This window comes from Magnetococcales bacterium (assembly GCA_015228935.1).
GTDB lineage: Bacteria > Pseudomonadota > Magnetococcia > Magnetococcales > DC0425bin3 > HA3dbin3.
This window is the reverse complement of sequence record JADGCO010000051.1, coordinates 14,983-30,721: the sequence shown is the minus strand read 5'-3', so window position 1 is coordinate 30,721 and position 15,739 is coordinate 14,983. Positions and strand designations below refer to the sequence as shown.

General features: G+C 52.2%; 10 protein-coding genes. All 10 read left to right on the top strand.

Annotated features, from left to right (window positions below):
• A partial coding sequence (locus HQL65_12730) for a tandem-95 repeat protein (protein ID MBF0137098.1) occupies positions 1-5,281 on the top strand: 5,281 nt, incomplete at its 5' end.
• Between the two features lie 339 nt (positions 5,282-5,620).
• The gene (locus HQL65_12725; GenBank protein MBF0137097.1) at positions 5,621-6,652 is read left to right on the top strand and encodes a hypothetical protein; all 1,032 of its coding nucleotides are present in this window, start codon (positions 5,621-5,623) and stop codon (positions 6,650-6,652) included.
• Between the two features lie 45 nt (positions 6,653-6,697).
• Positions 6,698-7,798, top strand: a complete 1,101-nt coding sequence (locus HQL65_12720) for a hypothetical protein (protein MBF0137096.1) — start codon at positions 6,698-6,700, stop codon at positions 7,796-7,798.
• A complete protein-coding gene (locus HQL65_12715; GenBank protein ID MBF0137095.1) occupies positions 7,795-10,122 on the top strand; it encodes a hypothetical protein in 2,328 nt (775 codons plus the stop codon). Before HQL65_12720 ends, HQL65_12715 begins: the two co-directional genes overlap by 4 nt.
• 151 nt (positions 10,123-10,273) lie before the next feature.
• Complete coding sequence (locus tag HQL65_12710; GenBank protein MBF0137094.1) at positions 10,274-10,822, top strand: hydrogenase maturation protease; 549 nt, start codon at positions 10,274-10,276, stop codon at positions 10,820-10,822.
• Positions 10,813-11,988, top strand: a complete 1,176-nt coding sequence (locus HQL65_12705) for a hypothetical protein (protein MBF0137093.1) — start codon at positions 10,813-10,815, stop codon at positions 11,986-11,988. Before HQL65_12710 ends, HQL65_12705 begins: the two co-directional genes overlap by 10 nt.
• Before the next feature lie 138 nt (positions 11,989-12,126).
• Positions 12,127-12,474 (top strand): hydrogenase maturation nickel metallochaperone HypA, encoded by a 348-nt coding sequence (gene hypA, locus HQL65_12700; GenBank protein ID MBF0137092.1) that lies wholly within the window; start codon positions 12,127-12,129, stop codon positions 12,472-12,474.
• Positions 12,475-12,512: 38 nt separating this feature from the next.
• Positions 12,513-13,700, top strand: a complete 1,188-nt coding sequence (gene hypB, locus HQL65_12695) for a hydrogenase nickel incorporation protein HypB (protein ID MBF0137091.1) — start codon at positions 12,513-12,515, stop codon at positions 13,698-13,700.
• A gap of 108 nt (positions 13,701-13,808) precedes the next feature.
• Positions 13,809-15,281, top strand: a complete 1,473-nt coding sequence (locus tag HQL65_12690; protein MBF0137090.1) for a HAMP domain-containing histidine kinase — start codon at positions 13,809-13,811, stop codon at positions 15,279-15,281.
• Positions 15,256-15,654 (top strand): response regulator, encoded by a 399-nt coding sequence (locus HQL65_12685; protein ID MBF0137089.1) that lies wholly within the window; start codon positions 15,256-15,258, stop codon positions 15,652-15,654. Before HQL65_12690 ends, HQL65_12685 begins: the two co-directional genes overlap by 26 nt.
• Positions 15,655-15,739 lie beyond the last annotated feature (85 nt).

The window sequence follows — 15,739 nt, the reverse complement described above, 5'->3', positions numbered from 1 at the left end:
AGCGGCTCCGACCCTGACCACGATTACCGAGGATGCCACGAACAATGCCGGTGACACCGTCGCCAGCATTTTGGGTGTTTCCGCCACGGATGTGGATTCCGGGGCAATGGTTGCCGGTTTGGCCATCACCTCTCTGACCTCGGGCAATGGAACCTGGCAATACAATACGGGTGCCGGCTGGACCGATGTGGGAGTGGTTTCGGATGCTTCGGCGTTGCTCCTGAGCAGCACGGATTCCATTCGTTTTGTTCCGGACGGGCTGAATGCGGATGCAGTGACCATCACCTATCGGGCCTGGGATAAAACCTCTGGTGCAGCCGGAACCAAGGTGGACACTTCCACCAACGGTGGCACAACCGCTTTCAGTACGGCGACCAATACAGCCTCACTTACGGTCACGGCAGTCAACGATGCCCCGGTTCTGACTGCTGCGGCCCCAACCCTGACGACGATCAGCGAAGATGCCACCGGCAATGCCGGTGACACGGTTGCGGCCTTGCTCGGTGCCTCGTCCGCAGATGTTGACAGTGGCGCGGTCAATGGGATTGCCATGACCTCACTCACCTCTGGCAATGGTGTCTGGCAATACAACACCGGTGCCGGCTGGACCGATGTGGGGGTGGTATCAGCCAACTCCGCTCTGCTCCTGCGCAGTACTGATTCCATCCGCTTCGTTCCGGATGGCGAGAATGCCGACAGTGCGACATTCACCTACCAATCCTGGGATCAAACCTCGGGTGTTTCGGGAACCAAGGTGGATGCCTCCGTCAGTGGTGGCACCACGGCCTTCAGCACCGCGAGCGACACGGCGACAATCACGGTTACCGCAGTCAATGATGCCCCGGTCCTGGATGCAACCGCTACAACAACCCTGACCACAATTAACGAAGATGCCATCACCAATACCGGCGATACGGTTGCAGCCCTGCTCGGTGCGGCCAGTACGGATGTGGATACCGGAGCCGTCAGTGGCATTGCCATCACCTCGTTGAATGCAGGCAACGGTGTCTGGCAATACAATACAGGTGCCGGCTGGACCGATGTCGGAGCCGTTTCGGATTCATCAGCCCTGCTCCTGGGCAGCACCGATTCGATTCGCTTCGTTCCAAATGGCGACAATGCCGAAACGCCCTCTTTCGGCTTCCGGGCCTGGGATCAATCCTCGGATGCCATCGGCAGCAAGGTCGATGTATCAACCAACGGCGACACCACAGCCTTCAGCGTCACCACCCATACGGCCACGTTGACGGTTACCGCCGTCAATGACGCCCCGGTTCTGACCGCCGCCGCGCCGACCCTGACCACAATCACCGAAGACGCCACTGGCAATGCCGGTGACACGGTTGCGGCCCTGCTTGGTGCTTCGACAACCGATGTCGATGGTGGCGCGGTCGAAGGCATTGCCATCACCTCGCTCGCCTCCGGCAATGGTATCTGGCAATACAATACCGGATCCGGCTGGACCGATGTGGGCGCGGTATCGGCCAACTCGGCCCTGCTCCTGCGCAGCACGGATGCCATCCGCTTCGTCCCGGATGGCCAGAATGCCGACAGTGCCACATTCACCTACCGGGCCTGGGACCAGGCATCCGGACTCGCCGGTGCCAAAGTCGATACCTCAACCCATGGCGGGATCACCGCCTTCAGCAACGCCACAGATACGGCATCAATCACGGTCACGGCTGTGAACGACACCCCGGTGGTGACTCCAGGGGCCGATAGTGCCTACGTCGAAGGCGGACCCGCGATCCTGGTTGCGCCGGGTATTTCTCTCATGGACGTGGACTCGGGCGAACTCCTGACCGGTGCCACCATCACCATCACCGGTCACTACCAAAGTGGACAGGATGTCCTGGGTTTTGCCAATACCGGCAACATTTCCGGACATTGGGATGCCGCAACCGGGACCCTGACCCTGACCGGCTCCGACACCGTGGCCAATTATCAGGCCGCCTTGCGGCAGGTCACCTTGACCAACCTGAGTCAGGACCCGACTGCCGCCAGCGCCGAGCGTACCCTTCAGTTTGTGGTGAAGGACTCTTTTTCGACCAGCGATCCGGTCACCAACGTGGTGCATCTGACCGCAGTCGATAATGCCCCCATCGTGACAACGCCCAACACCCTGACGGTCGTGGAAGGTTCCACGGCCATTTTGAATGGCACCTACCTCCAATTGGCAGATCCCGACAATACACCCGAAGCCATACAATTGACCCTGACGCATCTGCCGGATGGGGGACAGGTGCTGTTGAATGGCATGGCCATGCGCCAGGGTGACAGTTTTACAGGGGCCGATCTGGCCGCCGGACGCATCGCCTATCATCACACGGGTGGGGAAGCGGCCCAGGATCAATTTACCTTGCTCGTGAAAGACAGTGGTGGTGCCTCAGCCGGTACCACCACGGTGCATTTGAACGTGACCAATACGAACGATGCCCCGGTGGTCACGGTTCCGGATGCACTGAGTGCCGATGAAGATCAATCACTGTCTGTTGGCAATATTCGCATCTCCGACGCCGATGCCGCATCTTCCGATATCCTGGCCGTCACCCTGTCGGACTTCCATGGCAACATTACCTTGACCCACACCACGGGCCTGACCTTCACCATGGGTGAAAATGGTCAGTCCGCCATGCGGTTCGAAGGCACGACAGCCAATCTGAATGCCGCCCTGGCCAGCCTCGTCTATCAGGGGCAGACCGACTGGAATGGCAGCGATGTCCTGAACATTCAGGTTGAAGATCGGAATTCCAGCTCACCCCAATGGGCGGGTGGCGTCATTTCCATCCATGTCCGGCCCGTGGAGGATACCCCCATCGCCGGCATGGATGCCCTCACCACCACCGAAAATACCCCGCTCGACATCGAACCGAGTATCGATCTGTTGAACAATGACCTCGATCCCGACCAGGACACCCTGATTCTGGGAGGTTTTTCTCAAGGATTGCATGGTCAGGTCATCCTCAACAGTGACAGCACCTTTACCTACATTCCGAATCACAACTTTACCGGTCTTGATCGCTTCAGCTACACCCTCGAAGATGCAGCCGGCAATACCGCTACCGCCATCGTGACCGTGGTGGTCAATCCGATTAACGACGGGTTGCATGCCGAAACCGATTTCAAGACCACTCAGGAAGACCGTGCTACCGTCATCGCCAATCCATTGGCCAATGACTGGGATGCGAAATACGCCACCAACGGTGGGCACAACCCCGCGTTGCAGATCATCGGCTTCACCGGGGCCGAACATGGTCAGGTCACGTACAATGCCGATGGTACCTTCAGCTATCGACCCAACGCCGACTATGTCGGTCAGGACAGATTCACCTACACCTTGAGTGATGGCAGTCAGCGCATTGCCCAGGGCGAAGTCGTCCTCGATGTGACACCCGTCAATGATGCCCCCGTGGTGGGTCTGGATACGTTCATGGTCAAGGAAGGGCAACCCCTGACCATCCGGATTGATCAGGACCTCCTCGCCAACGATACGGATGTGGATGGCGATGCCCTGAAAATCATCGGCTTTTCCCAACCTGCGCATGGCACGATTCAGGTCAATCCAGACAACACCCTGACCTATGTTCCGTCCGGTAACTTCCATGGACAGGACTCGTTCACCTACACGCTTTCCGACGGGCAGGGATATCTGGCGACCACCACGGCGCAGGTTTTCATTGGCGTCCAGCCGGTAGTCGAACCATTGCAGGTTCGCGATGATGTCGTCTCCACCCGGGAAGGTCGGCCCATCATCGTGGCCAATGTTCTGGCCAATGATGCCGACCCGGATCATCTTCCGGTTGGCACCCCCAACCCGGCCATGAAAGTCTCCGGTTTCTCGGCAGCGGCCCACGGTACCGTCGTTTATCAACAGGACGGCAGTTTTATCTATCGACCCAATGCGGGTTTCAGCGGTACCGACCAGTTTACCTACATGGTGCGCACCCCGGACGGGCGGTTTGGAACGGCCACGGTTCGCATTACGGTCGATCCGCTTCAGAACTCGGATCAGGACACCGATGTTGATGCCGAGGATTCCACACCGGATCAGAGCCCCATCAATTTCAACCTCTCTGCCGATGCTTTCAAGGACGTGTTGACTCCTGGTTCTCCAGTGACCTATACCACCTCGGGCATGCCGCAGTGGCTCACCTTTGATCCGGACAATCTTTCCTTCTCTGGTTTTGCCACCCGCGATGATGCCGGAGTCTATTCCATCACCGTGACGGCAACCGATGCGACCGGACTCTCCGCCTCCGGCAACTTTGAATTGACGGTGGCCAATTCCTCCCCCAACAGTCACCATCATCATGCCCACAATGCCAACGGTGATGCACCACGCTTCGTGGTCAAACAAAGCCTGATGGAAGTCGCCCTCAACAAAACCCAGGGCCAGGGATATACCGAGAGTGGAGCCGCATCATCCGGCAAGAGTGACGGTCCTGTCGTCAGCCTGAGTGGTACGGAACTCCTGACGACCTGGCGTTCTGAAAATGGTCCCACCGTGCGTCTGAGCCAGAGCGTCAGTGGCACCCAACTGATTGCGACAACCCGTCAGAATACAGATGGATATGGGAGCCTTTCATCTCAGAACACCAGTGGAACCCAACTGATCACTCGTGTACGTCAGGAGGCCGAGGCTGCCAAGGGGAGCGGTCAGGTCCGTGCCGGCGATGGTCAGGCGGCCAGTGGCAAAGTCTCTGGGACGAGTGATTCCTCATCGACCAGTGATACCTATTCCGTGGCCGGGGCCAATCAGGATGCCAAAGAATCCGGTGGATCCGGCAAGAACGATTTCAACCCCGTCGCGGCCAACATGGCCACCCGTGAACGGAGTTCCACCGGTGTGGCCGTGGATACCGTTACCGGTGTTGCGGCCAGCGCTGCCAAGGCTGCCGAGGGGCATGCCGCTGCAAGCCAGGCCGACAAACAAACCGAGGCAGCCTGGAGTCGTGCCAGACAAAGTCAGGCCAACGCCGCACAGGATCCAACCGGTCGCGTCGCCCAGGCCAAGAACGCCAACAATCCCAATGCAGCCCAGGCCGCATCCGATGCCTCCGATGCTAACAATCAACAGGACAATCAACTCCATACCACTGCGGAAGTGATTGCCTCTTCGGTCTTGGGCGGGCGGTTGTCGGATGATCTGGATCCGCGTTCCATCGCCGCCAAGGAGCGCAAGGCCGGATCCTTCAACACCCGTCCCGGTCTGACACGGCAACTCCAATCCTCTCACCAGCATGGCGGCAGCTTGCGCCTGTCACATGGGGTGAAACGGTAGAATATCGCATGATTCCATGTCCGGTCATGCCCGCTGACCGGATTCCAGTCCTTTGCCAGACCTGAATATTCCTATCCTTCACGAATGTTCAGTGTCTGGGCAGGGGGTTGGCAGGGATTGGTTCTGCATGTAAGTATTGATGATGATTTCTATTGGTTTTTCTTGTTTGTATATAAAATACAATATATTGAAACCATTCAGCAATATTTTGCGCGATATCTGATTGCAAATGACCACCAACCAAATTAACATGGGTGCGGTATGTTTGATGTGAGGTTGTCAAATCATCAACGAAGTTGCATGAGGTTGAATTCGAGGTGCTTGTGGAGTATCTCGAAGATGCCGATTGGTGGACGTATGCTCCATGCCCTGCGCAAGCACTCTTTGGGACGTATTGTCCTGGTCAATATCAAGCATGCCATTGATGCCGACCATGTAAGCAGAAACTTGATCGCGCAGTATTTGAAGGAATGTTCAGATAGATTTAACAGCGATACGACCCTGGGTCAGAATGCACCGATACAGCAAATCCTCAACATGATGCAGACGGTGGCCGATATCAGACAGGAATATCGGTTCAGTAACCGTCCAGCATCTGCGAATGTTCCAGATAAAATAAGCACTTTCGTTACCTGGGATGTTGCTGCCAAACTCTTTTCCTCAATCGCATTGAACGGTCTGCATGTGCCGAGAGACGAATCTCAGGTAGAAGAGCGACATTTGCAACGTCTTGAAAAAGCTTCTGGAGATGGAAAGTATTTTCATCTGGAAGCTGATGTTTATATGGGAAATGCGCGTGGCTTTTTTTGGGCCACGCCGACAAAATATGTTGACACGATTCGCGCCTCATTTCTGCCGAATGGGGAAAAACTTGCAGACAGGATACGGAATATTCTGGGTTTGGTTCATTACAGAGCCAGCCGTCGCATACTGGAGTTTATGACGAGCCAGGAAGTTCTTCAAAAACATAAACAGGCTCTTCCGACCTTTATTGAAGCCGCCGGGCATGCACGCTTCAAAGCCGTTCCTTGTCCGGGACAACCTCAGGATGGATGGGGCCGTACCGCAGATTTGGAAAAGGCATGGCCTTGTCAAATTACGGATGCATCCATAAATAGATCCGTAGAGGGTCTTCCGGAAAGAGTTGTGGAACGCATTCGTTTTCACCCGGATCTGATGTGGCAGTGGCGCAGTGTGGGCATTGTGACGGGTTGTCCAGAAGGTAAAACCCTGAGCGCATCAAAGCAGACAAGGGACAAGGAAGAAGAGGAACGAAATAACTGTTTTGCCGAACTGATTGGCAAGAATCCTGACTGGGATGAGTTGGTCCGATTTCTGCGTGAGTTCATGCAGAATCATGGCAAGCTGTGATGGTTCAGTAGCACAGAGATTGGCAGAGGAATTCAGGAGTCTACCATGGTGGAACTACAGGAAAGCCAATTACAATTTCTTAACGAAAAAAATTCAGAAGATTATGCTTCCTGGTTCCTGGATGGTTTCAAGGATTGGTTCAATCCTGCATACAGACACACGGCGTTCAATCCGATTCACTATGCATTGTCTCCAGATACCACCCCCTTTCACGAGCAATTGGCCGAGGTCTATGCCCAATTGAGCGGAAGTGGCAGAAAGGCTTTTTCATCTGGTGTGACGCGCGCCATTCAGGACTGTCCAAGACGCCCTGAATGGACTGAAACTTTATGGTACCTTGTTCAATTGGGTGTGGTGATTCGGGCCAAATCTGTTCTTAAACCCATAAAAAAAATTTTGCTCGATAAATACCGGACACATCATGGTGATTCTGCAACAATTCAATCCTTGGCACAAGTAATTAATGCTTTGGCTTATTGGAAGGAAGATACGGATTTGATTCCCTTTTGGGAAGAGCTTCTTGGTTACAAGTATCTTAGCGAGAATGATGCTAGCTTGTTATTTCTGGCGCTTTGTCGTGAAAAACCTACAAAATTCCCAAAATATTTGCGGATGGCTTCATTCCACTTTGCTCGTCTTGATATAACGCAATCTTTTCCGAGATATCTTATTGAGGAATTTTCCGCTATTGTGAGTTCTGAAATAATAGCAAAAAAAATTTGTGAATTAAGTGTGTCATTATATCAGGCAGAAAATAGAATGTATTTTGACAATTGGTTTCTCAAAGCCTTGACTTCAGAAATGTGGTCTCCGTATCGTATTTTAAATCGTAGAGGGTTTTATATTTTGATTGCGAGCGATGATTTGTTAGGCGAAGGAATAAAAATATCCATTAAGCCATCTGGAAAAAAATTAGAGATAAACGAGGATTTTTACAATATTCTCCAAACAATATCTGCTAAAAGCTCTTTGCTTTCAAAAAAATCAATTTTAAACCATAAATGGAACAGTGTGACATCTTGCAATATTGATAAAAGAAAACAAAAAAATGATTTTGACGAAAGTAAGAGTACAGGTTTACAGAGACTTGTCACTAACCTCATTTCCCTCCCAAAAAATTTTGCATACCGGAGGATCACGAGATGAGTGACAAGGCAAAAACAAATTCATGGGTTGTCTACTGTCAAGATTTGGCACGTTTGCGTCTTGAATTGGAACGAGTCGAACAGGATCATAAATTCCGGAAAAGTGGTGGTAAAATTCTTTACATAGTTGATGCTGATGTTGTTAGTTTTTATGCAAACCCTGTTGATAATGAAAAATATATCCATGTATTTCGTGAAGATAAACACAATCTTCGTTCTGTTGCCTACTTAATGGCGGATTTCCTATTTTTTGATGGAAGGAAAATTTTTACAGACAATAGTCCTCTTTATATTTTACCGCCTCATTTGGATGAAGTACTGTATAATGTCGAAGTTTCATCGAAAAAAACAGTGCAAAAAGCCCAAAAAGCCGTAAGGCAAGTTCCTTTTGTTCAAAATCTTTTAGATCGTTGCGCAGAAGACTTGGAAAAGACTGGTTCAATCAGCGATAAGTCCATAGATAGCCTTGTGTCTCATGTTCCCGATCTTATGGATGTAATGCATGGTGGAATATGTTCTGAACTGGAACGATTTTCTCGTTTAGGATCTGAAAACTGTCTTGTCAACTCCTTGAGTTCAACTGAAATACCGTACTTTGATTCGGACGAACTAGCAATTGCATCGAAACAATGGATTGATATTTTTCATCAAGAGGTTTTGGATGATAGGCCTGAAGCGAATATCCATCGTGACGCTCAAGTTCTGGCTTGGCTGGATGCTGCCAACAAAGTTTTACGAGAAGATGCACCACAACTACGAGTACATTTACTGACAGGTGCCGAGAGCGCATTCCGAGTTTTTAATATTTACCGTAAAAATGAAACAGATATTCAAGCACAGAAAGAATATCTCTTGAGGCATCCAAGGCAATTTATTTCTCTCATGTTTGCCAGTATGCAAGATTCTGAGTCGGTTAATATTATTAATTTTATTGAATTGTTAGATCGCTTCTTTTATCCATTGCGCCATTTGTTTCCAAGTGATCCGGAATTTTTTCATGTTCTTGAAATCATTCAGAACAATAAAAACAGACCGACTGGCCTCATGGATCTATTGGATCGGAGCAAGGAAAAGGAAAAAAATGCTTTAGTTCAAGACATTATGTCTCGATGGATGGATATCCTGAACGCTGCATGCATCCGGTGTGGTGTCACAGAACACTCTGACGACCAGAAAGAATTGGTTCGTAGGTTGGTGAAATTTCTACTTCGCGAAGATATTGATAAGATTCTCAAACTTCGTATAGAAGAAACCATTAGCCATTTGGAGAGTGCCTATAGCAGTATTGGATTCATGGCAGCATTGTCTGAATTAAAGCAAAATATTAAAGATGTATCAAATTTTTATGATAGTTATATTAGAGCCGGAAGCAAAAAAGATGTCCACAGTTCCGGACGGGCTCCCATTGCATTACGCTTTGATGATACACAACAAAAAATATTTGGCGATTATCATAATCAAATACGATTGGCTATGAACAATGGGGAAGTCACTAAATTACGTAAAGGGTGGAGCTTGTTGACTCCTTATATGCTCAACCTCACACACGCCATGATCAGTGCCGAAGCCAACAAGTGGGATATCTGTCGGGATTATTGTCTTCAGGCTTATCATGATGCACGACGTGATTTGCTTGAATTTCCCCATGAGGCTGCTTATTTTCTGGCTGTGGCCTGTCGCCATCATTACCGTGGTATGGATGATTTTCGGGATGCGTTTAAATGGTTGGATCAAGCCAAAATACATTGGCAAGAAGCTCATCCAAATGAACAAGACAAGCGATTGGATGTGGAATATTTGGCTCTCATGAATGTTATCCATAACCGGAATGCATACCTTGAAAATAACGAAATTTTCTGGAATTTTCCTGATATGCAAGATATCACGTATGTATGGAACAGCTTATGGGATCTATTCCAACAGGATGATGTGCGTTCCATCCTGGTTCGTGGAAGCCAAGCCCAATCTTGGGAACGTCGCATGTATCGCCAGATTATTCTTAACTTGTGCAGTATTTATCTCCACCACCAGCATGTAAAAAGTTTGGATAATCATATTTCAACAGAATATATAGATAAACTTAATAATTTATTTATAGAATATTACAAGACAATCGAAAAGGATGGTGAGTCTTATTATTCGAGATTTATTAAGATTGCATGGGAGTGGCAGTTTAATAGCAAACAGGAGAAATATTTAGTTGTTCAATGCCTCTCCGACTATTTAGATAAAATAAAACAGTCCAAGATTCCTCTTCTCTCCTACGAGCAAAGAAAATTTGACTTTTTCCTGGCTCGCCTTCGTGAATTGACACCTGAATCCTGAATTTTGATGGTGTTTTTCAGTGACCTGATAGACCATCTTGGGAAATTCTGGGAAACAAAATATAGATTGATTTTGTTGGGCTTTATTCTGTGTGCATTTTGTGAAATAATGCTGGTTTCGAATGTTTAAAATCACAAAGTTGGATCGCATCATGGCACCGTGGGGCACCACCGATTTTATTGTGGTTGGCATTGGCAGCCGATATGGCCGTGATGATGCGATTGGACTGGCCCTGGTTGAGGCCTTGCCGACCATCTCGGACCAACACCGTGTCACATCTCTCTTGTGGGAGGATGCCGATGCCCTGACCCTGGCCCATGATCTTCTTGAACTTTCCGGGCCGGTTCTCATTGTGGATTGCGCCGACATGGGACTGGAGAGCGGGGCGTGGCGCTTTTTTTCCTGGGCAGCAGAAGAGGATCAACCTCACCGGAGTTCAATTTCCACCCATGGCCTGGGGATGGCCGAGGCCATTGCCTTGGCCCGGGGGTTGGGTTTTGTGCATGCTGTCCATGTGTTTGGCATCCAGCCTTTTGATCTTTCTCCCGTACCGGGTCTGACACCAGAGATGCGGGAACGGTTTCCGCATGTGTTGGCAGCGTTGGTGGCGACGGTTGACCGGCTTGGGAATGCATGTCAGACAGGAGGCAGAGGACAGAGGGGAGGAAGGAAGAGGGAGGAGGGGATCAGGTGGAGGTGACGACGGTTGGCCGGCACAGGGTGGTGCCCCGGCACGATGCCGAGTGGACCCTGCAATTGGCGAGACCTCTGACGCGGCGCGTGCTGGCCCTGGGTGTCGAAACCAAAAATCGTCTGGCCATGGGGAGGGGATCGGCGCTGACGCTCTATCCTGCACTGGGCGACCTGGCCGAACCATCCGCCCGCACTGCCCTGGAAAATCGTCTGACCACCCTCCTGAACAATCCGGCCACCCGACCCGATCTGCTCGCCGTGGATGGTCATCCCGACATGGTGCCTTCGCATCTGGGGCGGCGCTTGGGGCACCAATACGGGATTCCGGTGGTGGCCGTGCAACATCAACAGGCCCATGCCGCTGCCTGCATGGCCGAACATGGCCTGGAAGCGAGTCTGGCCCTGGTGTGCGATGGCATGGGATGGGGAACCGATGCCAACCTCTGGGGGGCGGAGTTGTTTCAGGTGGTGGGCGGTCAGGTGATCCGTCTGGGAACTTTTGTGCCCGTGCCCCTGCCCGGTGGGGATGCAGCCGTCCGCCATCCTGTCCGGCAACTTGTGGGCCGTCTGGTCCAGGCTGGGGTGACCATCTCCAAGGCCTGGCAACAACGTCTTGGTGTCTCGGAAACTGAAATCCAAATTTGGACACAGCAATGCCGCCAGGGCGTGAACGCTCCGCTCTCCCATGCGGCGGGTCGGCTGTTCGATGCGTTTGCGGCCTGGCTGGGGGTGGCACCCGCCACCATCGCCCACGAAGGAGAACCCGCCATGCTCCTGGAAGCCACTGCCCGACGCTGGACCGGTGGTGAGTCTTCCCTTGTCATTCCCTTTGCCGTGCGGGAAGATGCAAACGGGATTCAGGTGGATTGGGCAGAGTTGTTTCGCACGCTTTCCCCGCTCCAGGTGACCGAAGATCTTCGCCCCAAATGGGCCTACGCCTTTCACCAGGCCGTGGCCCTGGCCCTGGCCAGGATGATCACCCATGGGCAACAACGGACCGGATTGCCGTGCGTGGTTTTGAGCGGGGGGGTCTTCATGAATCAATTATTATTGAAACTGTTGCTGCCGATCCTGGGTCGGAATCCATGTCAGGTTTACCAGCACCAGGATATTCCGCCCGGGGATGCCGGGATTGCCATGGGTCAGGTTTGGTTGGCTGAGCGTTTGGTATGATCCGATGGCAAGGGGTCGGGTTTGGTTGACCAATTGCTTGGCATGATCCAGGTTAGGAACGATGATGGCCATGTATCTGGGGATTTTTCCGCAAAAAATGGTCAGTGCCGGGAAGGGCATCTTTCTGCCAGGAATTGGATGATGCACGAATTGAGTCTTGCCACGGCCCTGGTGGAGCAGATCCGGGAGATCATGGCCCGGGAAAAAGCTGAAAAACTGCTCTCTGTCACGGTGGCCATGGGGGCCTTGAGTGGGGTGGAACGGGAGGCTTTTGGGTTTTGTTTTCCCCTGGTGATCGAAGGGAGTTCCCTGGCAGGGGCCGAACTCAGAATAGAGGAGGTTCCCATTCGGCTGCATTGTCTGGAGTGTGGTCAGGAGTCGCAACCGGCTGAGGTTTATCTCTTGAGTTGCTCGGTGTGTGCTTCTTCGCGGGTGGAAATTCTTGCGGGCCGTGATTTTGTCATTCGTTCCCTGGAGGTGCAATAGTGTGTCGGGATTGTGGTTGTGAAGCGGGTCTGCAAGAGATTGTCCGGGGTCATGCCGAGTACCAACGTGCCAATGGCCAAGGTCATGATCAAGGCCACGATCACACCACCCATGATCACGACCATGTCCATGATCACGACCATGTCTATGATCACCACCATGTCCATGATCAAGCGCACGGTCACGACCATGTCCATGATCATGCACACGACTACGACCATGTCCATGATCAAGCGCACGGTCACGACCATGTCCATGATCATGCACACGACCATGTCCATGATCACGACCAAGCTCATGATCACGCGCACGATCACTCCCATGCCCATATCCATCATCACGATCACCATCACGCGCACGAACACCCCCATGCCCATGATCACGCGCACGAACACCCCCATGCGCATGATCACGCGCACGAACACCCCCATGCCCATGATCACGCGCACGAACACCCCCATGCTCATGCCCACGACCATGCGCTTTCCCATGTTGGGCGTGGTGATTCAGCCGAAGATCCGCACTCCCATATCGGGCACCAAGTTCCCTCCATTTCCCTGGCCGGGCAACACTCTGGTGGGCGTATCCTTGATCTCGAAACAAAAGTCCTGGCCAAAAACAATACCATCGCCGAAGCAAACCGCCGCTGGTTCGTTAGCCGCAATATTATGGCCATCAACCTGATTTCGTCGCCGGGGGCGGGCAAGACCCTGCTTCTGGAGCGGACTTTGGAATATTTGCAGGGCCGTATCCCGTGTGCCGTCATTGTGGGTGATCTCCAGACGGATCGGGATGCCCGCCGGTTGCAAGGCAAAGGGGCACCGGTGCATCAGATTGAAACCATCAACTCCTGCCATCTGGATGCCGGGCAGGTGGGGCGGTTGCTGCCTCGTGTCGTCCCGGAAGGAACCCGCCTGCTGATCATCGAAAATGTCGGCAACCTGGTTTGCCCGGCGGCCTTTGACCTCGGCGAACACCTGAAAATTGCCCTGCTCTCGGTTACCGAAGGCGAGGATAAACCCCTCAAATATCCGACGCTGTTTCATCAGGCCCCCGTGGTGGTGATTACCAAAGTGGACCTGGTGCCTCACCTCACCTGGGACATGAGTCTGTGTGTGAACAACATTCGCCAAGTCCGGCCCGATGCCAAAATCATGGCCCTGAGTGCCAGGGATGGTAACGGCATGGATGCCTGGCTGCATTTTTTGGAACAATCGGTTGCCTGAAGTCGCTTGAAACCATCGGTCGCGGGAAGTTCCTTGGAACAATCGGTTGCCTGAAGTTGCTTGGAACCTCGGTCGCCTGACGCTTGTTTACACGATCGGTACCTGGACATGACTGAACCAACTGTCTCTTCCCTGCAAGACCTTGCAAATTTTTTCCGCCTTGATTCCGGTCAGGTTTGTGAAAAAGGGTTGCGAGCCACGGAAATATCCAGACGCACCTTGTGGTTCATTCAAACCCGCTGGGTGGCTGTGGGACTGTGTTCCCTGGGAACCCTCCTGGCAACCCTGACATCCATGTACAATATGGCGGGGTGCCACATTGATTTTCGGTATTTTTTGGTGGTTGTTTTCCTGTTGACCGCCAGCAATCTGCTCTATACCCGTCTGGCGCAAAACCTGAATGCCGATCCGCCACAGCAACAAAAATGGAGTTGCCGGTTTCTCAATATCCAGGTGCTGAGCGATTTCACGATCCTGTCGATCCTGACCTACGGCCTGGGGGGGATCGAAACCCCGATCCTGACGCTTTTCCTGCCGCATATCATTTTATCGACCCTGTTTTTTGCGCGTTTTTACAGCTTTGTCATGACCTGGATCGGCATTGTTTTCGCCACCCTGCCCGTGATCCTGGAATATCTGGGAGTCGTGCCCACCCTTTCCATCTTCGATCCGGCGCAAAAAGTGGCCCGCATCAGCTCCAGTCTGGTGATGACCCTGGGTTACACACTGGGCATTGCGGCGGCCTTTTTCGTTTGCTGGTATCTGGTCAGTGAAATCACCTCCAGTTTGCGCCGTCGGGAGCAGGAACTGGAAGAGGCCTATGACCGCCTGCAACTCCTGGCGCAGGAAAAATCCCAGGTCACCCTCCGGGCCACCCATGAATTGAAAGCCCCCTTTGCAGCCATCAAAAGTTACGTCTATACCTTGCGCGATGGCTATTGTGGAGTCTTGCCGGAAAAGGCCCAACAGGTTGTGGCCCGCATTGGCGAACGGTGCGATCTGTTGATGGAAAAAATCAGCGACATTATCCATCTGAGCAACCTGCGGACCGCCACACCGGCCAATGCGACCTGGACGGAAATCGATCTGGTCACAGTCCTGACCAAAGAGGTGGACGAGGCTCGCCTGCTTGGCCAGGCGCGGGGAATCACCGTCCAGTTTCACCCCGCATCCACCCCTTGCCCCATTCTGGCCTCCAGGGAACATCTTCACACCTTGATTGCCAATTTGTTGCGCAATGCCGTAAACTACTCCAAGGCGAATGGGATTGTTGAAGTTTCCCTTGTTTTGAGAGAAGATAAAATAGAGTGTCATGTCCAGGACCATGGCATTGGTATTCCCGCTGAACATTTGAGCAAAATATTTGACGAACATTTCCGTTCCAACAACGCCGTGCGCCACAACCCCAACAGCAGTGGCATGGGGTTGGCGCTGGTCCGGGAGATTGTCCGGCTGCATGGCGGCGATATTCAGGTTTCCAGCCAACTCGGCGAAGGCTCGCGTTTTACCGTGACCTTTGCCCGCTTGCCGCAACCACCCAAGACGGGAGACGAACATGGCCAAAATTTTGCTCATCGATGATGACCAGGATATCATTGACACCCTGACCATGATTCTGGAAGGCAATGGTTACACGGTGGCCGTCAAGGAGAATATGGATAACCTGATCAGCGATGTCAAAACACTTCATCCGGATTTGATCCTCCTGGATGTCATGCTGCCGGAAGATTCACAGGCCGGATTCAAGGCCGCCCGCCTCCTGCACAAAGACAAAAATGTCGAAAAAATTCCCGTCCTTATCCTCTCCGCAGTCAATCAGAAAAGCAACCTCTCCTTCGGTTTCACGGAAAGCGATATCGGCACCGATTTCATGCCCGTCGAAGGCTTTATTGAAAAACCTGTCGAACCCAAAATATTGCTCAACAGGATTGATCAGCTTTTGCACCGGCATTGAAATAAGTGGATGTGCGTTCTTTTCTGGCTCTGAGATGCTGTCTAATAACATGTTAATTTCAAAAAAACGGATGAAAAACTGGGAT